At 70.6% G+C, this 23,147-nt stretch carries 21 protein-coding genes; 13 read left to right on the top strand and 8 right to left on the bottom strand.

The window, feature by feature from the left end:
- Window positions 1-125 precede the first annotated feature (125 nt).
- From AB0D04_RS37020 to argF, 3 genes are all read right to left on the bottom strand, one after another.
- On the bottom strand, window positions 126-821 hold the full coding sequence (locus AB0D04_RS37020; protein ID WP_362711805.1) for a DUF305 domain-containing protein: 696 nt from the start codon (window positions 819-821) through the stop codon (window positions 126-128).
- A gap of 94 nt (window positions 822-915) precedes the next feature.
- A complete protein-coding gene (locus AB0D04_RS37015) occupies window positions 916-1,395 on the bottom strand; it encodes a hypothetical protein (protein ID WP_362711804.1) in 480 nt (159 codons plus the stop codon).
- Window positions 1,396-1,510: 115 nt separating this feature from the next.
- Window positions 1,511-2,461, bottom strand: a complete 951-nt coding sequence (argF, locus tag AB0D04_RS37010) for an ornithine carbamoyltransferase (RefSeq protein ID WP_362711803.1) — start codon at window positions 2,459-2,461, stop codon at window positions 1,511-1,513.
- A gap of 316 nt (window positions 2,462-2,777) precedes the next feature.
- Here argF and AB0D04_RS37005 point away from each other — a divergent pair, with 316 nt between their 5' ends.
- Both AB0D04_RS37005 and AB0D04_RS37000 read left to right on the top strand, forming a co-directional pair.
- A complete protein-coding gene (locus tag AB0D04_RS37005) occupies window positions 2,778-3,914 on the top strand; it encodes a glutamate--cysteine ligase (RefSeq protein ID WP_362711802.1) in 1,137 nt (378 codons plus the stop codon).
- 254 nt (window positions 3,915-4,168) lie between these two features.
- On the top strand, window positions 4,169-5,674 hold the full coding sequence (locus tag AB0D04_RS37000) for an APC family permease (protein ID WP_362711801.1): 1,506 nt from the start codon (window positions 4,169-4,171) through the stop codon (window positions 5,672-5,674).
- 118 nt (window positions 5,675-5,792) lie between these two features.
- On the opposite strand, the gene AB0D04_RS36995 is transcribed toward AB0D04_RS37000, so the two are convergent.
- A complete protein-coding gene (locus AB0D04_RS36995; RefSeq protein WP_362711807.1) occupies window positions 5,793-6,494 on the bottom strand; it encodes a TetR/AcrR family transcriptional regulator in 702 nt (233 codons plus the stop codon).
- A gap of 140 nt (window positions 6,495-6,634) precedes the next feature.
- Between AB0D04_RS36995 and AB0D04_RS36990 the strand changes: the two genes are divergently transcribed.
- Together AB0D04_RS36990 and AB0D04_RS36985 are read left to right on the top strand one after the other, a co-directional pair.
- Window positions 6,635-8,347 carry a CocE/NonD family hydrolase gene (locus tag AB0D04_RS36990; RefSeq protein WP_362711800.1) on the top strand — a complete coding sequence of 571 codons (1,713 nt, stop codon included), beginning with the start codon at window positions 6,635-6,637 and terminating at the stop codon, window positions 8,345-8,347.
- Window positions 8,348-8,445: 98 nt separating this feature from the next.
- On the top strand, window positions 8,446-9,087 hold the full coding sequence (locus tag AB0D04_RS36985; protein ID WP_362711799.1) for a hypothetical protein: 642 nt from the start codon (window positions 8,446-8,448) through the stop codon (window positions 9,085-9,087).
- Window positions 9,088-9,187: 100 nt separating this feature from the next.
- On the opposite strand, the gene AB0D04_RS36980 is transcribed toward AB0D04_RS36985, so the two are convergent.
- Window positions 9,188-9,913 carry a hypothetical protein gene (locus AB0D04_RS36980; RefSeq protein ID WP_362711798.1) on the bottom strand — a complete coding sequence of 242 codons (726 nt, stop codon included), beginning with the start codon at window positions 9,911-9,913 and terminating at the stop codon, window positions 9,188-9,190.
- A 119-nt stretch (window positions 9,914-10,032) separates the two neighbouring features.
- On the opposite strand from AB0D04_RS36980, the gene AB0D04_RS36975 reads away from it, so the two are divergent.
- Window positions 10,033-10,662, top strand: coding sequence for a TetR/AcrR family transcriptional regulator (locus AB0D04_RS36975; RefSeq protein ID WP_362711797.1), 630 nt, complete (start codon window positions 10,033-10,035; stop codon window positions 10,660-10,662).
- A gap of 273 nt (window positions 10,663-10,935) precedes the next feature.
- Window positions 10,936-11,628, top strand: coding sequence for an ester cyclase (locus AB0D04_RS36970; protein ID WP_362711796.1), 693 nt, complete (start codon window positions 10,936-10,938; stop codon window positions 11,626-11,628).
- Here the strand turns inward: AB0D04_RS36970 and AB0D04_RS36965 are convergent.
- The 3 genes from AB0D04_RS36965 to AB0D04_RS36955 form a co-directional block, all read right to left on the bottom strand.
- Window positions 11,594-12,178: a barstar family protein gene (locus AB0D04_RS36965; RefSeq protein ID WP_362711795.1), complete on the bottom strand. Its 585-nt coding sequence runs from the start codon at window positions 12,176-12,178 to the stop codon at window positions 11,594-11,596. The genes AB0D04_RS36970 and AB0D04_RS36965 overlap by 35 nt on opposite strands.
- Before the next feature lie 47 nt (window positions 12,179-12,225).
- A complete protein-coding gene (locus AB0D04_RS36960; protein ID WP_362711806.1) occupies window positions 12,226-13,296 on the bottom strand; it encodes a PP2C family protein-serine/threonine phosphatase in 1,071 nt (356 codons plus the stop codon).
- 375 nt (window positions 13,297-13,671) lie between these two features.
- A complete protein-coding gene (locus tag AB0D04_RS36955; protein ID WP_362711794.1) occupies window positions 13,672-14,808 on the bottom strand; it encodes a substrate-binding domain-containing protein in 1,137 nt (378 codons plus the stop codon).
- Between the two features lie 435 nt (window positions 14,809-15,243).
- Here AB0D04_RS36955 and AB0D04_RS36950 point away from each other — a divergent pair, with 435 nt between their 5' ends.
- The 7 genes from AB0D04_RS36950 to AB0D04_RS36920 all read left to right on the top strand — a co-directional run bounded on the left by AB0D04_RS36950 (window position 15,244) and on the right by AB0D04_RS36920 (window position 23,099).
- Complete coding sequence (locus AB0D04_RS36950; RefSeq protein WP_362711793.1) at window positions 15,244-17,748, top strand: ATP-binding protein; 2,505 nt, start codon at window positions 15,244-15,246, stop codon at window positions 17,746-17,748.
- A complete protein-coding gene (locus AB0D04_RS36945) occupies window positions 17,729-18,205 on the top strand; it encodes a roadblock/LC7 domain-containing protein (protein ID WP_362711792.1) in 477 nt (158 codons plus the stop codon). The genes AB0D04_RS36950 and AB0D04_RS36945 overlap by 20 nt, the downstream gene beginning before the upstream one ends.
- A 153-nt stretch (window positions 18,206-18,358) precedes the next feature.
- Window positions 18,359-18,775, top strand: a complete 417-nt coding sequence (locus AB0D04_RS36940) for a DUF742 domain-containing protein (protein ID WP_362711791.1) — start codon at window positions 18,359-18,361, stop codon at window positions 18,773-18,775.
- Window positions 18,723-19,337, top strand: coding sequence for an ATP/GTP-binding protein (locus AB0D04_RS36935; RefSeq protein WP_362711790.1), 615 nt, complete (start codon window positions 18,723-18,725; stop codon window positions 19,335-19,337). The genes AB0D04_RS36940 and AB0D04_RS36935 overlap by 53 nt, the downstream gene beginning before the upstream one ends.
- Window positions 19,338-19,532: 195 nt before the next feature.
- The gene (locus tag AB0D04_RS36930) at window positions 19,533-20,234 is read left to right on the top strand and encodes a response regulator transcription factor (RefSeq protein ID WP_362711789.1); all 702 of its coding nucleotides are present in this window, start codon (window positions 19,533-19,535) and stop codon (window positions 20,232-20,234) included.
- A 148-nt stretch (window positions 20,235-20,382) separates the two neighbouring features.
- Window positions 20,383-21,042: a DUF4255 domain-containing protein gene (locus AB0D04_RS36925; RefSeq protein ID WP_362711788.1), complete on the top strand. Its 660-nt coding sequence runs from the start codon at window positions 20,383-20,385 to the stop codon at window positions 21,040-21,042.
- Entirely contained in the window at window positions 21,039-23,099 is a 2,061-nt protein-coding gene (locus AB0D04_RS36920; RefSeq protein ID WP_362711787.1) for an ATP-binding protein, read from the top strand. The genes AB0D04_RS36925 and AB0D04_RS36920 overlap by 4 nt, the downstream gene beginning before the upstream one ends.
- Window positions 23,100-23,147: the final 48 nt, after the last annotated feature.

Genomic DNA, 23,147 nt, shown 5'->3' with positions numbered 1-23,147 from the left:
AAACAGATTGGGTTTTTTTTGTGACTGTTTTAAAGAGGTGTGCTCTACCGTTGGGGGCGGGGCGCCACCCCCCCGCGGGGGGCCGGGGGGTCACCGCCCCGCAACGGTGTGTGGGGAGAGAGGGCTCAGATCCGGTCGAGGATCTTGTTCATCCTGTCGACTTCGGCGGCCTGGTTCTTGATGACGTCGCCCGCGAGCTTCTTGGCGGTCGCATTGCGGCCGTTCTTCTGCTCATCCTTGGCCATGGTGATCGCGCCGTTGTGGTGGCCGATCATCATCTGCGCGAACTTCTTGTCGAAGTCCTTGCCCTTGGCCGCCTTGAGGTCCGTCATGTCCTTCTCGGACATCATCCCGGCCGTGCCGTCCATGCCGCCCGAACCGTGGTCCATACCGCCCGAACCGTGCTCCATGCCGGGCATGTTGTGCTCGGACGACTCCGGCTTGCCCCACGCCTTGAGCCACGACCGCATGGTCTTGATCTCGGGGTCCTGCGCCTTCTCGATCGCCGCTGCCAGGGTCTTGATCTCCGCGTCGGAGGCCCGGCCTTCGGTCAGCTCGGCCATCTCGACGGCCTGCCGGTGGTGCGGGATCATGCCCTGCGCGAAGCTGACGTCCGCGTCGTTGAACGCCCCCGGTGCGGGCTTCGCCCCGGCCTCCTTCGAGGCGGTCGGCGCGGACGTGCCCCCGTGGCTCTTGTCCTTCATGTCGTGGTCGTTGCTGCCGCACGCGGCAAGCAGCAGGGCTCCTGCGGCGAAGACCCCCGCAGCCGCGACGCGGCGGCGGCTCACGGGACGTGGGACAGCGCGCTTGATGGAGCTCATGTCGATACACCTCATGTTGTCTGTTGTGCGGATGTGTTGCGCGTACGCGGCGTCGCGGGCAGCGCTCAGTGCGCGCCCGCGAGGACGGTTCGGCCTAGATCCGCAGGACTGACAACCGGGTGAGATCGGGTCCGCGTGGTGGAGGGTTGGGCCGCAGCATGACAACGGCGCTCGCGAGGAGGTCCGCCAGCCACCCCGGGCGCCGGGCCAGGGCCGCTTGCAGCAGCGTCGCGAGCGCCCAGGTGCCGAGCACAGCCATGCACAGCGAGGCCATGTTCATGCCGGTGCCGGTGCCGGGTGCGTAGTGCGACGACGGGTCGGCGGACGTCTCCGAGCGCGCGGCGTGCGCGGAGGGCGCGGGTGATGACTGGGCCATCCGGGTCTCAGGGGAGGCATGCGCCTGGGACGTCGCGTCCATGCCGGTGGCGTGGTCCATCCCGGTATGCGTACCGGAGCCGGAGGACCCATCGGGATGTCCGACGGTGTGCATGACGAAGACGCCGAGCGCGAGCACAACGACCAGCAGGACCTGCGCCATGGCGCCGCCTGCTCGTACGTGCCGTCTCGTGTTCACCGCCGTGCACCTCCTCGGACGACAGTACCCAAGCGGGCGCACTATCTGTCGCCGGGGTCCTGGCGGAGCCCCGCCCGGCACGTGCATGCCGGCACCGGGCGACCGCGGCGCCAGGTCAGGTAGCCCGCCGACGCGCCGTGGTGATGAGGGTGTGCAGCACCGCCTGGGCGGTGGGCAGCCGGTTCGCCGCTTGGCGCCAGACCAGTGAGCGGGGGCCGTCGAGTACCTCTGAGGTGATCTCCTGCCCGCGGTGGGCGGGAAGGCAGTGCATGGCGACCGCCTCCCGGGGAGCGTGGGCGAGCAGGGCACCGTCCACCCGGTAGTCGGCCAGGAGCGTGGCCCGTACGGCGTGTTCATCGCGTTTGTCCATGGGCACCCACACCTCGGCGTAGACGGCCTGCGCGGCGCGGACGGCCTCGATCGGCTCGGTGGTGAGGGATACGGAGCCGCCCGTCTGCGCCATCAGCTCCTGCGCCTCGCCGAGGATGTCCGCGTCGGTCTCGTAGCCGCGCGGGGCGGCGATGGTCAGGTGCATGCCGGAGGCCGCGCACGCCGCCAGGAAGGAGTTGCAGGTGTTGCTCCTGCCGTCCCCGATGAAGGCCGCCCTCATCCCCGCCAGAGTGCCGAAGTGCTCGCGCAGCGCAAGGAGGTCGGCCAAGGACTGGCAGGGGTGGTGGCTGTTGGACAGGGCGTTGATGACCGGAACCGTTGCGGCCTCGGCCATCTGCTCCACCGTGGAGTGCGCGAAGGTGCGCACCGTGATGGCGTCGAGGTACGAGGACAGCACGCGGGTGGTGTCGGCGATGGTCTCGCCGTGGCCGAGCTGCATCTCGTCCCGGTTCAGCACAATGGCGCTCATGCCCAGCCGGTGGGCGGCCGTGGCCAGGGAGACGCGGGTGCGCGTGGAGGGCTTTTCGAACAGACACCCGATGGTGGCCCCGTGCAGGCTGCGCTCCCAGCCCAGCGGCTCCTGCTTCATCGCCCCCGCCAGCTCCAGCAGACCGGCCAGGGTTCCCGGGTCCAGGTCACTGACCCGGAGCAGATCGTCGGGAACCTTGCCGTGCACGGCCGGACGGTCGACGGCAGAAGCTGGTGTCGGCTGAGGCATCACGCGGCTCCGGTTCTTTCGCGCTGGCGGGGCGTTCTGCCACCAGCCTGCTACCCGGCGGGTGGACGGGCACTCCCAGCGGCTGCGGGTGGGTGAACCGCTGTGGCGTGGCCCCCGCTGCCGCCCGACCATGGAGCCGAGGAGATCGACAAGGTCTCGGCGACGCAGGCGCTGATCGGCGCAGCAGGCGCTGACGGACGCAGCGGGTGCTGACAGGCGCAGCATGTCCCGGCCGGCCCCGCCCGGCCGGGACCGGGCATCGAAGGGCACCGGCATGATCAGTGGCGAGAAATATCCGACCCTGGGCGTGGAGGAGGAGTACTTCCTCATCGACCCCGACAGCCGTGACGTGGCGCCCGCCGGATCCCGGGTCCTGCGGCGCGCCGCCCCCGTCCTGGGCGACCAGGTCTCGGGCGAGTTGACCGAGTACCAGATCGAGGCCAAGACACCACCGTGCGGCGGCATGGACGAGCTGCTCTCCCACCTGGCCCGGATGCGGACGGCAGTGGTGCAGGCAGCCGCCGCCGAAGGGCTGCGCGTGGCCGCGTCGGGCACCCCGGTCCTGGGAGCACACGGCCCGGCGCCCATCCGGGACGACCCCGGCTACCGCCCCGGGCTCGACGCGTACAGAGCCTTGAACGACACCTACGCCCTGTGCGCCCTCCATACCCACGTCCAGGTCCCCGACCTGGAACATGCCGTCCTGATCTGCAATCACCTGCGGCCCTGGCTGCCGCTCCTGGTCGCCATGTCGGCGAACTCACCCTTTTGGGAGGGGCGCGACACCGGCTACGCCAGCTGGCGCACCGTCGCCGGCGGCCAATGGCCGGTCGCGGGCCCCCCGCCGTACTTCACCTCGGCCGACCGGTACAAACAGCTGTGCGCGGACCTGACGGATGCCGGCGCCGCCGTGGGGGACCACACGCTGCTGTGGGACGTACGGCCCTCCGCGCACCTGCCCACCGTCGAGATCCGCGCCATGGACGTCCCCACCAGCATCGAGGAGACGGCCGTGCTCGCCGTCCTCGTGCGCGCGATGGTCGTCCAGGCGCTGGAACGCGTGCAACGCGGCGACCCGGGCCCGCAGGTGTGCGACGCCCTGCTGCGCGCGGCGTACTGGCGTTCCGCCCGCGACGGCTGCTCCGGCCACGCCGTGGACACCCGCAGCAGCAAACTTGTGCCCGTCGCTCATCTGCTGCGGGATCTTGTGGACTACGCCCGCCCCACGCTCGAGGAGTCCGGGGAACTGGTATCGGTGAGCGCCGCGCTCCGCCGCCTTGCCGGCCACGGCGGCGCGCGGCGCCAGCGCGCCGCGTTCTCCCACCGGGCCAGCCTCCAGGACGTCGTCGACCGCCTGATTCGGCACACGACGTGCGCCGCCCCCGTCCCAGCGGCTTTTGACCTCACATGAACGGGCCCGCCGGATGCGCGCCCGGGAGTTCGAGCGAGCGCTCGTAGGCCGGTCTGCGCCAGGACGGCCGTGGTGCCGGGCCGCCGTGCGGCTCGGGCCGTAGCGCGGGGGGACCTAGCGCGGGGGGACCTTTCCTGCGACAACTCGTTGCCCTCACGGGAAGTTGGGCGACACCGCCCCGCCCGCCCGGTTGCGGCGTAGATCACGATCCGGGAAGCCGACACGCATGCTGAAAGACGGCGAGAGAGGCAGGAATGACAGAAAGTCCCCCGCGCGAGGTGCACCGCCTCAAAGCGAACTCCGTGAGCCTCACCGGCGTCGTCTTCATGGCGGTCGCCACCGCAGCGCCGATCACCGCGATGACCGGCAGCCTCCCGATCGCGGTCGGCTCGGGCAACGGCACGGGCGCGCCCGCCGGTTACCTCTTCGCGACCGTGGTCCTGACGGTGTTCTCCGTCGGATACATCGCCATGGCGAAGCGGATCACCGCAGCGGGTGCCTTCTACGGCTATATCTCGCACGGCCTCGGCCGCATCGCCGGAATGGCCTCGGGGATGCTCGCCGTCCTCGCGTACATCGTCCTCGAGGCGTCGGTCGTCGGTGTCTTCTCGTACTTCGCCAGGACCACCGTCCACGACCAGCTCGGCGTCGAGCTGCCGTGGATCCTGTACGCGGCCGCGATGCTCGCCGTCACCGCGGTCCTGGCGCACTTCGACATCAGCCTCACCGCGAAGGCGCTCGGCGTGATGCTGATCGCGGAGATCGCGGTGCTGTTCGCGGTCGCCACCGCCGTACTGGTGCACGGCGGCGGTCCCGACGGCATTCCGGTCGAGCCGGTCAACCCCAAGAACGCGTTCACCGGCGCCTCCGCCGGGCTCGGCCTCTTCTTCGTCTTCGGGTCGTGGGTCGGCTTCGAATCGACCGCCATGTACGGAGAGGAGTCCCGCGACCCCAAGCGCGTCATCCCGCGCGCGACCCTCATCTCGGTCATCGGCGTCGGCCTCTTGTACATCTATGTCTCCTGGATGACGATCGCGGGCAACGGCCTGGCCGGCTCGGTCACCGTCTCGTCCTCGGCCGACCCGCTCGATCTCTTCTTCGGCCCGGCGCAGACCTTCCTCGGGGCGTGGGCGGTCGACGCCTTCCAATGGCTGCTGATCACCGGCTCGTTCGCCTGCGGTACGGCCTTCCACCAGTGCGCCTCGCGCTATCTGTACGCGATCGGGCGCGAGGGATTCCTGCACCCGGCCCTCGGCCGCACGCACCCCTCGCACGGCTCCCCGTACCTCGCCTCCTCCGCCCAGTCCGCGATCGCCGTCGCACTCGTCGCCGGCTTCTGGCTCACCGGGCAGGACCCGTACCTCCACCTCTACACGCTGCTCGCGATCCTCGGCACGATGGCGATCCTGATCGTGCAGACCCTCTGTTCCTTTGCCGTCATCGGCTACTTCCGCACCCACCATCCCGAGGACCGGCACTGGTTCAGGACGCTGGTCGCTCCGCTGCTCGGCGGCGCCGGCATGATCGCCGTCGTTGCCCTCCTGGTGATCAACATGGACACCGCGGCGGGGGAGGCCGCGGACTCCCTCTTCTTCAGGGCCATCCCCTGGATCGTCGGCCTCGTCTTCTGCGGCGGCCTGGGCCTGGGCTGGTACCTGAAGGCCCGTCAGCCGCACCGCTACGAGATCATCGGCCGGATCGTCCTGGAGGACGCGGCCGAGCGCACGACCGGCCCCCGGCAACCGTCCGCGACCGCCTGAGGAAACCCTTTGGCCCGATGGCGCGTACTGCCCGCGTGACCGGGCCGACGAGGACTTCGCGGCGGTCTGCCACGCCCTCCACCCGCACCGTGGCCGGGCAGCCGACCCTGCCGGGGAGTCATGTCACTGCCGTAAGCCCGTTGATCATGCGGTCGAGAAGACGGCCGAAAGCGGCTTGGGGTTCCTGGGCATGGCTCGGCATCGCCAGGGCTTGGGCAAGATGGGGGTACCGGCCTTCGACGGCGACGGACCGAAGGTAGCGGGCCTGCGCGTCGAGGAGTTCGCCGGAGGTGCGGCCGGCGGCCTCGGTGGCCTGTTCCTGGGCGAGTTCATACGAAACGTAGCTGGCCACGAAACCGGTGAGCAGGCTGAAGGTCTCCAGCCTCGCCTGGGCGTCCAGGCCGACAGGGGCGAGTACGGCGAGCGTGTACTCCACGACGGCGAGGGCGTTCGGGCCGAGGGTCTGCCGTGCGGGCAGCGCGGCGGGCAGCCAAGGGTGGCGGCGCATGATCGCGCGTTGGTCGTGGGCGATCTGCCGGAGGCCGGCGCGCCAGTCGCCGGAGGGCTCGGGCGGCAGCCGGTGGTCGCCGCTCACGTGGTCGATCATGAGCTCCAGCAGCGTCTCCTTGTTGGGGACGTAGCTGTAGAGGGACATCGTTCCGGCCCCGATCCGGGCGGCGACCGCGCGCATCGTGACCGCGGTGAGCCCTTCGGCGTCGGCGAGGGCAACGGCCTCGGCGGTGATCGCGGCGCGGCTGTGCGCCGGCCGCCTGCCCCGTCGCGGGCGTTCGGCCGGCGACCAGAGCCGCTCGGGATCCACACCGGCATCGCGGCCGGCTGAGCCTGTACGGGTCACGGCGTCTTCTCCTCACTCCTGTCGGCCATTCCATCATCACCTCCGCTATTCTCGTACGACGTACGAGAATTCACTGCGGATCCTGCTCCAGGAATCGAGGCACCATGACGCGCACCATGACCACGGCGACGCACCATTCGTCCGCACAGAAGCCGCCCCTGCTCGCCCGGGCCATGCGGCGCACCTTCCGGGGCCTTCCCCCCAAGCTCCACGACGTCGCCTACGAGCCCGGCCTCGCGGTGCCCGCCGCCGACGGCAGCACATTGCTGACGGACCATTACTTCCCCCTGGCCGACGGCGACTTCCCCACCCTCCTGGTCCGCTCGCCGTACGGCCGGGTTTTCCCCTGGGCGCCGATGTACGGCGTGCTCTTCGCCGAACAGGGCTTCCATGTCGTCCTGCAGAGCTGCCGCGGCACCGGAGGATCCGGCGGCGAGTTCGACCTGTGGCGCAACGAGGCCGCCGACGGCCGGGCCACCGTCGCCTGGCTGCGCCGGCAGTCCTGGTTCTCCGGCGCGCTGGGGACGATCGGCGCCAGCTACCTCGGCTACACCCAGTGGGCGCTGGCCCTGGACCCGCCGCCGGAGCTGCGCGCGATGGTGGTCCAGGTCGGCCTGCACAACATGCACGGCTACTTCTACCCGGCAGGGGACGGCGCGTTCTCCCTGGAGAGCACCCTTGCCACCACCGCGGGCATGACGTATCAGCACCGGGGCGTACCGAGTTTTCTGCGGTCCGTCCTGCGGCTGCAACGCCATGCGCGGAAGATCGCGCGCACCCTTCCCCTCAAGGAGGCGTACGTGCCCGGCCTGGGCGGACGGGTGCCGTTCCTGGAGGAGGCCATGGCCCACCCGGACGCGGACGACGCGTACTGGCAAGGGGTGGACGTGGGGGCCGCGGCCGACCGCCTGGCCGTGCCGACCAGCCTGATCACCGGCTGGCACGACGTGGCCCTCGACCAGACCCTGCAGCAGTACGACAGGCTGCGGCGCGCCGGCTGCGACACCGCCCTGCTCGTCGGCCCCTGGACACACAACTCCGCATTGCAGCAAGGCTGGCCCGAGGTCTTCGCGGAAAGCCTCGCCTGGCTGCGGGCCCACCTGTGCGACGACCCGTCCGGCCTGCGGGAGACGAGGGTGCGTGTCCACGTGGGCGGCCGACAGACATGGCAGGACCTGCCCGACTGGCCTACGGCCACAACCGCCCGCCGCTGGTACCTCGACAGCGGCGGCACGCTGAGCATCAAGGCCCCCGAGGAGACGTCGGCGCCGCTGACCTTCCGCTACGACCCGGCCGATCCGACGCCCTCGATCGGCGGTCCCCTGCTGTCCAACAAAGCCGGGAATCAGGACAACACCGCTCTGGAGGCCAGGGACGACGTGCTGACCTTCACCACCGCACCCCTCACCGAGCCGGTCCACATCCTCGGGCCGGTCAGCGTCGACCTACAGGTCAGCACGGACACCGGCCACGCCGATGTCTTCGCCCGGCTCTGCGACGTCGATGGCCGGGGCCGCTCGACCAACGTCTGCGACGGGCTGCGACGGCTGCCGCCCATGGAGTCCGCGGCTGAACCCTCCCCGGCCGCCGTCACAGTGGCGATGAGTTCCACCGCCCACCACTTCCCCGCCGGCCACCGGATCCGCCTTCAGATCAGCGGCGGCGCCCACCCACGCTTCGCCCGCAACACCGGCACCGGTGAAGCCCTGGCGACGACCACCCGACTCCTCCCGTCCGAAGTCTCGCTGCACCATCCGTCCGCGCTCGTGCTCCCCCTCGCAGAAACGGAGTCCACCAGGCCGGGCCCTGCACGCTGACGGGACCGCAGGCCGATCGCCCCGGCTCCGTGCGTGAGCCAGCCGGAAGTCGCCAGACGGATTGGGCCGCGCGAGGCGACACTGGAGCAGTGCTGATTGTGGATGCCGTACTGGAAACCGTGGACACCGCCGACTTCTCCTTTTGGCCGGTGGCTGACCTGCCTCCCTACCGGCTCCTGACTCTGTCCCGCCGCATGTCCCTGCCCGAAGTCGGCAGTGCACTGGCGACCCTGGCCGACTACAACTCCCGGACGTCCGGCGACGACCGTCCGGTGACAGATGCCGGCGAACAGATTCGTCGCCTGCTGGAGGCGGAGAAAGTCATCGCACCAGGCGGTCTGCTCATCCACCACACCGGCATCGATGTCACAGTGAGCCCGGGATGCTGTTGCGGCCTGGAGGACTGGCGCGAGTGGCTCGACGTCCTGACGGGAGAAACGCCGTGGCTCGGCCACGACCCCTCACCAAGGATCGAGCATGCCGACACGGTCATTCGGCTGTGGCCCGACGGCGGAGACGCGGCACAGGCTCCTTCAGCGCGTCCCCTCGAGATCCCAGTGGGTGACCTGGCGGGAATTCTGCAATCCGTGCGAGACGACATGCAGGGCTTCCTCTCTCTCACCGAGCAGTGGGCCGCCGGCCATGTTCCGTCCCTTGCCATGGACCTGGTGACGAGACTCGACGAAGACCTGGCCATCAGCGCACCACTGCCGAGCGACGATGGCCGACACGTACGGTGACTGATCACAGAAGCCGAGCCAGAGCCAGAACCGGGCAGTCGGGTACCGCTCCCGTACCTGGGCCCCACCGGCATGGGACCGTTTGGGCTCCCGGCGCCATTCATTCCACGGCTGGGCCCGGCTGCCGGAACGTCCGCCAGTACTGACGTCGCTTCTCGTCCCGCACGACGACGCCGAGACGGGCCAGTTCTTCGCGGAGCTCCCGTACGTCGTCGTCGGACGGGCCCTTCTTCTCCAGGGTCTTTTGGCGGGCATTGAGGAAGGCGTTCACGGCTTCCGGCAGTTCGGGAGTGCCCGGGACCCAGCGACGGAACTCGTCATGGTGCGGATCGGCGTCCGCCCAGGCGTAGCCGTGCTCGGTGAAAGCGTCGGCAAGGCGGCCGGCATTCAGGTCGCACTCCTCGCGCGCGAGTTCCCCGCCGTCGTGGCCGAGCAGGATGAGTCGCTCGCCGTCCCGGCACACCGTGGCGATGGCGTCGAGCGGGAACCCCTGGTCCCGGCCCTTGCGGGTGAGCACCACGCGCTCGTCCGACAGCCGAATGACCAACTCCTCGTGTTGCGCGATGAATCCGACCACCAGCCCCACCACCGAACCCACAGCGGGCAGCCAAGGGCCGGGGACCGACGCGAGGAGCCGGGCCGGCCCCTGCAGAGGCGCCCAGGGCAGCGTCACCAGCCAGTCGGCAAGGAGGCCGACGAGCCGGCCGACACCCGCCCCGGCCGGTACCAACGCGGCATAGACGCCTACGGTGACCCACGCCGGCCTGCCGAGCACGGTGAGACGGTCCGCCTGCGAGTCCAGCTCCGGGCGCTTGTTCCTCTCCATGTTTTCCCCCTTCGCGCTGTTTCCCCTTCGCTCTTGCCGTCCGCCATCATAGACCGAGCGCTCGATCTATTATTGGCGGAAGACCTCAAGAGCCCAGAGCCGACCCACAGGAGTCCGCGGTGAGAACAGTCGACCCGGCCAAACACCGAGCACGGCGCCGCCACATCGTCGACGCCGCAACCGCACTCTTCGCTGCCAAAGGCTTCGAGCGCACCACCACGGCAGAGATCTGCAAAACCGCCGGCATGAGCGCGGGCAACCTGTTCCACTACTTCCCCAACAAGCGCGCGATCTTCCACGCCGTCTTCGAGGACGACGAGCGCGACGGCGGCGCCACCAAGTCCGAAAGCCTCGCCGCCGCTCGCGCCGCCGACGACCCGTGGACCGCCCTCCTCGACACCGTCGACCTCCTCGCAACCCCCGCCACGCAGCCACTGGTCCCGGCCCTGGTCATGGAGGCGTTGATCCAGGCCCACCGCGACCCCGATCTCGAAGCGCTGCTGGGCCGTGACAACGACGAGGAGCGGTCCACCCTCACCACCCTGCTGCGGAACGGGGCCACGGCAGGCCAGATCGACCCCGACCTGGACCCGGACGACACCGCGGCCTGGGTCATGGCGCTCATCGCCGCCCTCTACACCAGCGCCGCCACCGACCCGTCCTTCGACCCGGCCGATCAACTCCCCACCCTGCGCCTGATCCTCCAGCGTTTCCTACGCCCCAACGCCACCCCGACGCCGGAACGGTGAGTCGGGCTCCGGCTCAGGCTTGCGAGGCCGTGACGGGGAGTCAGGTGTCCGGAAGACGCCTGGGAGGAGCGGCTGGGCAGGGGCGGCCGAGCAGGGGTGACTGAGCAGGAGTGGCTGAGCAGGAGTGGCTGAGCAGGAGTGGCCTGGGCGGTGCCGTGGCCCTGAATGAAGGCGGTCAGGGACACCTCAGGGTCCAGCATCACTCGGCGTGACACGGCAATAGCCTCATTCTTCACTAAACTGAACATATCTCGCCCAACCCAGGGAGGCGTCATGAAATTCGTACAAATAATCGATTACAAGACCGAGCGCCCCGACGGCATGAACGCACTCATGGACAAGTGGGTCGAGCAGACCAAGGGCAAGCGGACCGCCACCCACAGCGTTGTCGGCAAGGACCGGGCCGACTCATCCCACTTCGTCGAGATCGTCGAATTCCCTTCGCACGAAGAGGCGATGAAGAACTCCCACCTCCCGGAGACCGACCGGATCTTTCAGGAGATGGTGGCGCTCTGCGACGGAATGCCGTCGTTCACCGACCTCGACATCGTCCGGGACGAACAGCTGAACACCGCAACCGCCCGCCGGTTCTTCCACGAGATCGCCGTCGGGGGCAACCTCGACGCCGTCGACGAGGTGTTCGCGGCCGACTACCGGGACCACGACGTCATCAAGGAAGAGGAGACCGTGACCGGGGCCGACGTCATGCGCAGTGACGTCACCAGGTGGCGCGCCGCCTTCGACTTCACGTTCAACCTCGACTCCCAGATCGCCCAGGGCGACGATGTCGTGACGCGGTGGACCTGGACCGGCACACACAAGGGCGACTTCATGGGTATCGCCCCAACGGGCAAGGTCTGCACCATGACCGGGGTCACCACCTTCCGGTTCCACGACGGAATGGTCCAGGAAGGCTGGTGGCACTACGACATCATGGGTCTGATGCGGCAACTCGGCGCGCTCTGACCGGCCAGTCGATATCGGTCAGGGTGGCCAGCAGGCGGCCGTCCGAGAGGGCCACCACTACGTCGGTGCCGCGGGCCGCCCCCTCGGCGAAGGCAGCAGGCGCAGTGTGGTCCAGGAGGAAGACGAAGTGCTGGACGATGCGTTGCCGCCATGCGTCGAGGTTGCCGTCGGCGTCGATGCGGAGGTTGAAGTTCCAGGCTGCCTGGGCGAGGACCGATACAAGCAGCCCGAGGAAGTCGGCCTGCCTCAGGTCGTCCGCGTGGTCGATCAGGATCGCAAGGTCCTGGTTGCCGTGGCCGGGGCCGTGCCAGTCGTGGAGGCAGTCCACCAGGGCGTCCCAGTTGTGGCCGAAGTGGCCGGCAAACGACAGCTCCCGAGCGAAGGTACGGAAGAGGGACGCGGCATCCCGCAGCTCGCGGCCGTCCAGTCGCAGGACCAGACCGTTTTGCCGCACCAGCGTGGCGGTTTCCGCAGCCGGCCAAGGGTCGGCGGCAGAGGTGAACACGACCCAGGGGGAGCGGCGTTCCGTCAGAGTGGGCTGCGGTGGCATGGCCGTGATCCTTGCAGAGCGGCGAGGCCGTGGGCGTGCGCCGCTGCTCAGGCGGCGCGGCCAGGGCGGCAGCGGGTGACGGCCAGGATGGCCATGTCGTCCTGGCCCTCTCCCCCGGTCCAGCGGCCGACGTCCTTGGTCAGGGCGTCCACCAGTGCATCGGGGCTCGTGAACCGCCGGCCCAGGCGTCGGGAGCGCAGCGGGTCGTAGAAGATTCCCCGTTTGTCCCGCGCCTCGGTGACACCGTCGGTGACCAGGAGCAGCGAGGCGCCCGGGGGCAGGCGCACCACATCGACCGGCGCGTGCCCCATGGGATCGAGGTTGCCCAGCCCCATGCCGAGGGGCAGCTGCGGGTCGGTCGGATCGAGCCGTACGAGCCGCCCGTCGTGGACCAGGTACGGGGGCGGGTGCCCTCGGTTGGCCAGCCTCAGCGCCTCGCCGTCGACGGACACCTCGGCCAGCAGGGCGGTGGTGAAGCCCTCCCTCGACGGCACCGGGCCGCTCCGGGCCGCCGCCCTGGCCATCGCCTCGTCCAGCCGCCGCACCAGCGTGGCCAGCGTGGGAGCGTACTCGGCCTCCTGCCGGAACGCGCCGATCGCGACCGAGACGGCCGCGACGGCTTGAATGCCCTTGCCCCTCACATCGCCGATGATCATTCGCACTCCGAACGGGGTCTCCTGCACCGCGTACAGGTCACCGCCGATCCGCGCCTCGGCCTGCGCCGCGATATATCCGGCGGCCACGGCCAGCGGACCGGCCCTCTTCGGCGGGGCCGGGAGCACCGCCAGCTGGACCGCCTCCGCGAGATCCCTGGCCAGCGCCAGATCGCGCCCCTGCCGCGCGATGAGCCCGTTGATGGCCAGCGCCAGCACCCCGATCAGGCCGACCACGGCCAGATCGACGAGCAGCGGCGTCACCGGCCGCTCGCGCTCGATGTCCAGCCCCACCGAGAGTACGCACGTGGCGGCCATGACAGCGACCGCGGAGCGGAAGGGCAGCATGGCGCCCGCGATCAGCGGTCCCGCCGCGAGGAGCGGGAGCCCCATGTACGGCTCGGGCGCGAAAAGGTCCAGCAGGACGCCGGTCACCAGGGCCAGCGCCACCAGCGTCCAGGGCATCTTCACTGGTGTGGGCTGCAAGCCTTTCACAGTGCTCTCCTGCTGCCGGGCCGCGCTCGCGACGCGGAAGGAAGCAGAGCCACGGCACGATGCACCTCACCGACTCCATCGGTATGCCCATCGCTTCACACATACGCCGGATGTGCAACAGATACCGGTTGCGGGCGGGCACCGGCGTCCGTGTGCGGGGTGCCCGGGGCCCCGGGCCCGGGGCGGGCGTCGCCGTCCGGCAGCCGGAGCGGTCGGCCCCGTACGTCACCGCCAAAGCCTTCAGGGAGCAGGTCGGGGCAGCCGGAGATCCGTTCCGGCCGGTGCGGCCCGCCGCGGCGGAACGTGCCCGAGGGTGCTCACACCGGCCCCGGCCGAGCGGGCACGTCAGTCGCCCCAGATCTTGCGGTAGGCCTGGCGGTAGCCCTCGGAGTCCCAGGACAGTGCGCCGCCGCTGTTCGCGGCGGTGGTGATGTGGACGGGGGCGATGTATCCGCTGTCCGGGGCGCCGGCGAAGGCACGGTTGAACTCGTCGATGATCTGCCAGCCCTGTTCGGAGAGGGGCTCGGGCACGGTGGCGGCCTGGAACTCCTTGCCGTTGACGCGCTGGAAGGCCGACGGGTCGCCGTCACCGGCACCGATGTTGAAGGGGGCGCCGGCCCCGTCCTTGCCCGCGGCGCGCAGGGCGGGAGCGGCGTGACGGAAGTACAAGTCGTTGATGGCCACGGAATACGTCCACTTGCGGCCGAAACGGGACAGCAAGGAGCGGACTTCCGCGATGGAGCGCCTGTTGGCCTCGGGTATGGGGAGGTTGGTATAGCTCAGCAGCTCGGTGCCGGAGCAGGTGGCGAGTTCCTTCTTGATCAGGTCGGACTTGCGCTTCGCGAAGGGTATCGAGGTATCGCTGAACAGGACGACGCCCGCGTGGCCGTGGGACCGGGCGATGATCCAGTCGGCGCTGATCTTCGCGACGTCCTCGACCCGCGAGGTGACGTTGCTGAAGAGCCGCGGATCCTTACTGGGGCCGGGGGTCGCGGTGGCGTGCCAGCCGATCAGCGGAATTCCCGCCTTGTTGGCCTTCTTGACACCCTCTGCGGCGATCGCGGGGTCGAAACCGCTGATGACGATGCCGTCCGGCTTGAGTCTGAGGGCCTGCTGGAAGGCGGCCCGGATCCCGTGTGGGGTGCCCTGGCCGTTGAGGGTACGGGCGCGCCACCCGACGATCTCGGCGGCTTCCTGGACACCCTGGGCGACCCCGGCGACGCCGGGGTTGGTCAGGGTCTGGGCGATGTAGACAAGGGTCTTGCCGTGGACGGCCTTGGGCCCGGTGGTGGGGCCCTTCCAAGGGGCGTTGGCCTCCTCGGCCTTCTTCACGGCCTGCTCGGCCCTGGCGAGGGTGGTGGGGCATCCGGGCTTGGAGGAGCGCCTGTGGGTTGCGGTGGCGCCGGCGCCGGAATCGCAGCCGGCGGTCGCCATGACCAGGAGTGCGGCGGCTGTCACGACCGCCTTGCGGGTGGGGTGCACGGGTCTCCTCGCAGGGCAGGATGAGGATACGGGTTGGGGTGGGGGGAGACAGATTACGGGTGGCGATGCTCCGGGGGGCAGCCGCCTTCGGGAGGCACGGCGTACTCCGCCGACGCCGGGCCCGGTCCGGAACGAGCCGGTCCGCGCCCCACTCCCCTACGGACACCGGCCCTTCGGCCCCTCGGCCGGCAGGGCACGCCGCAAGAGGGTAACGGGCCAAAAGCGACAAAGAGCTGAACGCCGCCTGGCCATTGATGACTCACGGCTTGCAAGCGCCTCCGCACGCGGTAATGTTCACGGCCGGTTGGACATGTGGCGCAATCTTTTCGCTCGCCTCTGCGAGCGCACTTCGCGAGCGTCACGCACCCCGTCGTCGGCGGTCGGCAACAACAACACCTCGGTCACCGCTCAGGAGCACGTCGTAAGGAGGCCCAGGTGTCCGTGGACACAGTGGACCCGCCACACGAACGGGACCCGTCCCGACGTTCAGCGTCGGGGCCGCGGTTCCGCCGGCGGGCGGGCGCCCTCCTGGACCGATGGCCGTTCCGGCGGAAACTCAACGTTCTGGTGATCGCGCCCGTCGCTGTCGTCGGCGTGCTTCTGGGCATCGGCGTCAACACGCAGGTGGCCAAGGCCCAGGATGCCGGCCGGACCGCGGAGCTGGTGCGCGACAGCGAGCAGGTCACGAGGCTGATCAACGACGTACAGGCCGAACACCGGCAGGCGCTCCTGCTGTCCGTGGAGCAGGAGTCGGCCCGGCCCGGCATCACCCTGCCCTCGACCGCCGCCTACCGTCGGACGCAGCAGGAGACCGACGAGCAGGTCACCGCCGTGCAATCCGCGTTCGGGGCGGGACTGCCGAAGGAGGAGGCGCAGGCCCTCGAGTACATCCGGGGCCTTGCCGTGCTGCGCGACAAGGTCGAACGGGGCTCGGTTCCGGCCGCCGGCATCGATCCCGCGTACGCTGCCGCCGTCGGCTACCTGATCGACGGCCTGGGCCTGGACCGCTTCGTCGGCACCTCGTCGTCCTCGGTCACCAATCTTCTCGACACGGTGCTGCGGGCCGACGCCGCCCACGCGGCCTTCGAGAGCGGGGTGTTCTCCGCCCAGACGCGGGACGCCAACGCGCTCACCGAGTACACCCGTGCCGTCGGTGCCCACAAGCTCTACGACGAACAGGTGGCACGCTTCGGCAGGATCGGCGACCCGGACCAGGTCCTGCGGCTGAGCGGGATGGAGCGAGATGCCGAGGAGAACGGCATCGAGGCCCAGTTCGCGGAGCTCCAGATCGATCCGGGCTCCCTGCAGGGCCAGACCCCGGATCAGCTGCGCACGGCGATCGCCGCCGGGACCCGGCAGGCCGAGGCCCGCCTCTCCATCACCCGGTCGCTGATCGGCCAGATCGCCGCTCGGGCCGACAGTCTCTCCCAGGGCGCCCTGCACAACGCGCTGGCGATGCTCGGCGTTGCCCTGCTCGGCTTCGCCTCCTGGATGACCTTCTCCGTCCTGGTCCGGCGCTCGGTCGTCCGTCCCCTGGCGGTCCTGACCGGCGCCGCCCAGCAGGTGGTCGACGTGGCAGGCGAGGAACTCGCCAAGGTCGAGGACGACGAGTCGGCGGAGCACACCCCGCTGCGGCCGCGGCCGATCCCCGTTCCGGTCCGCGACGAAATCGGCCACCTGGCCGAGGCGTTCAACCAGGTGCAGGTCACCGCCGCGGCGCTGCTGGAGCGGCAGGTACTCAGCCGCCGCAACGTCGCCGAGATGTTCGGCAACGTCGGACGCCGGGTCAGCAACCTCACCTCACGCCAGCTCATGCTGATCGACGCCGTGGAACGCGAGGAATCCGACCCCGACGTCCTGGAGCGGATGTACCGCATCGACCACATCGCGGTGCGCCTCCAGCGCAACGCCGACAGCCTGATGCTGCTCGCCGGAATCCGGGACCCCGAGCTGGAGGCCCGGCCGACCACCTTGGCCAACGTCATACGGGCGGGGCTCGGCCAGATCGAGGGATACCAGCGGGTGTCCCTGCGGCCCGAGGCGGAGGTCACCGTCACGCCCGACATCGTCGACGATCTGACGCTGATGCTCGCCGAACTGCTGGAGAACGCGGTCTCGTTCTCCCCGTCCGACACCCCCGTTGAGGTGGTCGTCCGGCCCGGCACGGACGTCACCTCGGACGGCGGTGCCCTGATCGAGGTCATCGACCACGGCCTCGGCATGAGCGCGGAACGCCTCGACGAGGAGAACTCCCGCCTGATCCGCCGGGAACGGCTCGACCTCGTACCGACCAAGGTCCTCGGCCTGTTCGTGGTCGGAAACCTCGCCCGGCGCTCGGGCATACGGGTCACCCTGAGCCGTACACCGGGCGGCGGGGTCACCGGCACCGTCTGGCTCCCCTCCGCGCTGCTCCTGACCGGGAGCCCCACCGCCCCACCGTCCCCGGCCGCGGATGTGGCCGAGGCCGAGGCCGACGCGGCGGCACCGCACCCGGCAGCGCCCGAGCCGGAGTCCACCGCGCCCGAGCCCGAGCCCGCACCGGTCTCCGCCACGCCCCTGCCGGTGCGGACCCCGGCCGCCCTGCCCGAACGGCGGCCGGCCGTCACCGCGCCGCAAGGCGAGCTCCCCCGGCTCCTTCCGCACCGCACGGACGCGGAGCACACGGCCGCCGCGGCCGAGCCGCGCCCGGCCCAGCCCGGCCGGCAGCTGCGGCGGCGGGTACGGGGTGCGACGCTCGGCATGACCACCCCCACGGCCGACCGTGAGGCCCAGGCCGTGCGCCCGCCCGTCGACGCCGACGCGGTCCGCTCGGAACTGGACGAATTCGAGGCCGCCGTACGCAGGGCGGAGCAAGAGACCGCCCCTGCCCCGAGGGATCCGGCGTCATCGCCACACCAGCAACCCCGGAAGGAGTCGGGCAGTGACCACGCCGACAGGTAAGAGCAGTTCCGAGCGGGCCGAGCCCACCGATCTGACCGCCGCCGCAGCCGACTTCACCTGGCTGCTCGACCGGTTCGCCACTCAGACCGCCGGTGTCGTCGACGCCATCGCGGTGTCCTCCGACGGCCTGCTGATCGCCGTCTCCCGACTGCGCGAGCAGGCCGACTCCGAGCGGCTCGCGGCGATCGTGTCGGGCGTCACGAGCCTGGCCGCCGGTGCGTCCGGCAACTACGGCCTCGGCGGCCTCAACAAGGTCATCATCGACCTGGAGGGCGGCCATGTACTGGTGTCGGCCATCGGCTGCGGCGCCGTCCTCGGCGTGGTGACCTCGAAGGAGGCGAAGCTCGGCAACATCGCCTACGAGATGACCCTCTTCGCCAACCGGGCCGGCAGCGCGCTCACCCCCCAGCTGGTGCTGGAGCTGAAGAAGACCGCCGGCGCCGCACCGGCCCGCTGACCCGTCCCGCACCGCGGAGGCAGAGGTGCGGGCGCCGAGAAGAGGAGCATGATGGCCGGCGGTGGTCCAGGACCGGACGAGGGTGGCGGTCCCCCCTGCTCATGGGGGTCCCCCCGCTCGAGCGAAGCCGAGAGTGGGGGAGGAACCGAGAGCTTGGGGGAGGACAGCGTCCGCGGCCCGTCGGAGCCGACCGGCCGCGCGTCCGCGATCCGGCCGTTCCTGCTGACCGCCGGCCGGGTGGCGGGGGGCGGGGCCGGTCCGCCGCTCCCGGTCGAGACCCAGGTCGTGGCGACGTCGTCCGGCCTCTCCGTCCTGGACACGCTCGCCTTCGAACCACACGACATCGTCGCCGCCTGCCGCAGGCCGCAGTCGGTGGCGGAACTGGCCGCACGGCTGCGCCTCCACCTCAACGTGGTCCGGGTGCTGGCGGAGGACCTGCGCGCCGCCGGACATCTGACGGTCCACGTCCCGAACACCAGGACAACCCAGGACATCTCCGTACTGCGAAGGGTTATTGATGGTCTCCGTGCCGTCCCCGACTCACGGGACACGCTCCGTGACAGCGGTTGAACAGCCGCCGGTACCGGTCAAGTTGGTGATCGCCGGCGGCTTCGGGGTCGGCAAGACCACGGCCGTGGGCGCGATCTCCGAGATCCGGCCGCTGACCACGGAGGCCGCCATCACCGAGGTCGCGGCGGGCGTGGACGATCTCTCCCACACCCCCGGCAAGACCACCACCACGGTCGCCATGGACTTCGGCTGCATCACCATCGATCCGACGCTGAAGCTCTATCTGTTCGGCACGCCGGGCCAGGACCGGTTCGGGTTCATGTGGGACGACGTGGTCGAGGGCGCTCTCGGCGGTCTGGTGATCGTGGACACCCGCCGCCTCGACGACTGTTACGCCGCGGTGGACTACTTCGAGCACAAGGGCATGCCGTTCGCCGTCGCCGTGAACGCGTTCGACGGTGAAGTCCACCACAATCTCGACGAGGTGCGGTGGGCGCTGGACGTCTCCGACCACGTACCGCTGATCGTCTTCGACGCACGCAAGACGGGCTCGGTCCGCGATGCGCTGCTGGTCGTGCTCGAAGACGCCCTGTCCCGCGCGGAGAGCACCCCCACGGGCTGACTTCCGGGCCCTCGTCGAACGATCCGCCCAAGGCTTCGCTGACCCTCGCCACGGCCACCGCCACGGCCACCGCCGGTGTCCTGCCCGGAAGGGCGGGTTACGCGGCCGACCGTCGTTGATTGCCTGGTAAGCGTTTGTTGATTGCCTTCACGGACTCTGCGGCAGTCGGTAAACGGGGGCGAGACGAGGAAAACAGTGCTGGATACATGTGTCACGGTGACGGTGCATGCCTCCGACCCGCTCAGCCGGGCCGGGGTCGTCAGTCACTTACAGCACCAGCCCACCGTCGAGATCGTCCAGAACCAGGGCGGAGGCGCGGCCAGGGAGCGGGCGGAACAGACGGAGCGCGGGAGAGAGAACAAGGGCGGCGGGGACGCGGTCGGGACCGTGGCGGTCATGCTCATCGACCGGTTCGACGAGATCGCCGCGACCGAGCTGAGACGGCTGGTACGGGGTGGTGAGCAGCGCGTGGTGCTGATTGCACGGGATCTGCGCGAGCCGGAGCTGCTGACGGTCGTCGAGTACGGCGTACGGGCCATACTCTGGCGTCATCAGGCCACCCCGCAACGGCTGTTGCGGGCGGTGCAGAGCGCGGCGCGCGGCGAGGGTGACCTGCCGCCGGACCTGATCAGCAGGCTGCTCACACAGGTGGGACGGCTGCGGCGATCGGCGGTGACCTCCGCCTCCGTGGCGTTCGTACCGACGCTCGGTATGGCGCCGCGCGAGGTCGATGTGCTGCGGCTGGTCGCCGAGGGGCTGGACACCCGGCAGATCTCCGAGAAACTCGCCTACTCCGAACGCACCGTCAAGAATGTGCTGCACGCCCTGATGACGCGGCTGCAATTGCACAACCGCGCGCACGCGGTCGCGTACGCGCTGCGCGAGGGATACATCTGATGGGGGCGGAAGCAGGCACGGAAACGGGTGCGGCAGCAGTCACGGAGTCAGGTGCAAAGACAGGTGCGGGTGCGAAAGCAAGAGGTGCAGCGGTGACGGATTTGGCGCAGGACATTCGGGCGGCGGGTCACCGGGCGGGGGAACAGGCATGATTCACGAAGTCGATGAGGCGATGCGGTCCGTGCTGCGCGGCGGGGTACTGCCGGACGGCACCGGGGACGTCGCGTTCGAGGCGCCGACCCGCGACTGGGCCGCGCGGCGCAACGCACCCACGCTCAATGCGTATCTCTACGACATACGCGAGGAGGTCGCCCGCCGCGAGCGCGGGGCGATCTCGGAGCGGGACGCCAGTGGTGTGGTCGTGCGCAGACGCCAGCCGCCGCGCTGGTTCCGGCTGTCCTACCTGGTCACGGCGTGGACCACACGCCCGGAGGACGAACACCGGCTGCTGTCGGCAGCGCTGGGGTGCCTGCTCTCGCACGAGATCCTGCCGACGGCCGCGCTGCCGGACGCGCTCCGCGCGCTGGAGGTGAGCATCCCGCTCACGGTTGCGGTGCCGCCCCCCGAGTCCCGCTCGATCGCCGATATCTGGTCGGCGCTCGGCGGCGAACTCAAGCCGTCCCTGGACGTGGTGATCACCGTGCCCTTCCCCGTCTCGCCCTCGTACGACGTGGCGCCGCCGGTCACGGAGGGCGCGGTCGCGGTCGTCCGCGGACTCGACGGCGTGCCCGGCGACTCCCAGCCACGGATGCTCCGGTCCGCTCCGGGTGCCTCGCCGTCCGCCGTGGACAGCGAGGAGGAACGGTGAGTGGCACAACGGTGAGCGAGAGCGCCGCCGGCGCGCTGCTCAACCGGTTGGCCGGGCTGCGCGAGCGGGTGGCCGGGCTGGTCGAGCGGCGCAGCGCCGACGATCCGACGGCTGCGGACCCGCTGCGCGGGCTGTATGTGACCCCGGAGACGGCCAGACGGCTGGCCGCGCAATCGCCGACCCCTGCGGGCGAGCCGGATGACGAGGCATCGGGCCCAGCGGACTCATCGGATTCATCGGATTCATCGGATCGATCGGCCGCGCTCGCCGGGCGGTTCGGGCTGTCGGCCCTGGACCTGCACATCCTCCTGGCCGCGCTCGCGCCCGATGTGGACCGGGGCTTCGAGCCGCTGTACGGCTACCTCAACGACGATGTCGGGCGGCGCCGTGCCACGGTCGCGCTGGCGCTGGACCTCGCGGGCACCGGCCCGTACGAGCCCGGGGCCCGCGCCCGCTTCCACCCCGCCGCGCCGCTGCTGTCCGGTGGGCTGCTCGTCATCGAGGACGAGGACCGGCCACTGCCGGGACGGGCGCTGCGGGTGCCGGAGCGGGTGGTGGCCCATCTGCTGGGGGACGACGGTCTGGATCCGGAACTCAGCGGTGGCGAGGTGGAGTTGCTTTTGCCCAGACAGCCGGCCGCCGGCCGTACGGGAAGCGATGCCCGTACCGGGGCCCAGGCATGTGCCGGGCGCCTCGCCGGGCTCGCGAGCGAGCGGCCGCTCGCCGTACATCTGCGGGAGCGCCGGCCCGGTACCGCCGCCGAACCGGTGACCGACGGGCTGCGGAGCACCGGCCTGCCCGTGCTGCGCTATCGGCCGGACGGTCACCGCGGTGACGGTGCGGGCCTGGCGGGCGCGCTGCTGCGGGAGGCCCGGCTGCGGCGGGCCGCGGTCGTCGTAGGGCCGCTGCCGGAGCGGCCCGACGGGCTCGTCAGGGCGCTGGCGGGCAGGGATGTGCCGGTGGTCCTCTTCGGGAACGAGCCGTACGACCCTGACTGGGCCCCGGATTCGGGGCTGTTCACGCTGGACGCGCCGGACGACGGGGCGGCGGCGGGTGAGGTCTGGAACACCGAACTCGGCTCCGTGGACGCCGACTTCGACCTCGCGGCGGCCGTTGCGCCGTACCGGCTGGGCGCCGCTCAGATCCGACGGGCGGCCCGTGCGGCCACCGCCCTCGCCGCCTTCGACGGGACGCCGCTGACCGCCGCCCATGTCCAGCACAGCGCCCGCCAGCAGTCCGCACCGCTGCTGGACCGGCACGCCCGGCGCGTACGGCCCGCCGTCGGCTTCGACGGGCTCGTCCTGCCGCCCGAACCACTGGCTCTGCTGCACGAACTGGTGCAGCGGGCGCGGCATCGGGAGAAGGTGCTGGGCGAGTGGCGGCTGCGCACCGGCGGTGGGCGCGGCAGGGGCGTGGTGGCGCTGTTCGCCGGGGAATCCGGTACCGGAAAGACGCTCTCCGCCGAGGTCGTGGCCGGCGAACTGGGCCTGGATCTTTATGTGGTGGAGCTGTCCGCCGTGGTGGACAAGTACATCGGGGAGACGGAGAAGAACCTGGAGCGGATCTTCTCCGAGGCCGACCGCACGGACGCCGTGCTGCTCTTCGACGAGGCCGACGCCGTCTTCGGCAAACGCTCGGAGGTCAAGAGCTCGCACGACCGGTACGCGAACCTGGAGAGCGCGTATCTGCTGCAGCGGCTGGAGGCGTTCGACGGAATCGCCGTCCTGACCACCAATCTGCGGGCCAACATCGACGATGCGCTCACCCGGCGGCTGGATCTGGTGGTCGACTTCCCGTTCCCGGACGCCGGGCAGCGGATCGCCTTGTGGCGTTCCTGCCTGGCGGCCACCCCCTGCGTGGACGACCTTGATCTCGACGTCTGCGCCAAGGAGTTCGAGCTGTCCGGCGGGGCGATCCGGTCGGCCGCGGTGACCGCCGGATATCTCGCCGCGGGCCGTGGCGCGCCGGTGTCGGCCGAGGACATACGGGCCGGGGCGCGGCGCGAGTACCGCAAGATGGGGCGACTGGTGCCGGACGCGTCGCCCTTGTGGGACTGAGCCGCCGAGGGACGGCGCCGCCGGGGCCGGACGGGCGATCCGCCGTCC

The sequence above is a fragment of the Streptomyces sp. NPDC048483 genome (genome assembly GCF_040651455.1).
Classification (GTDB): domain Bacteria; phylum Actinomycetota; class Actinomycetes; order Streptomycetales; family Streptomycetaceae; genus Streptomyces.
Note: the sequence above shows the minus strand (reverse complement) of the source record. Positions and strands in the feature narration are given on the sequence as shown.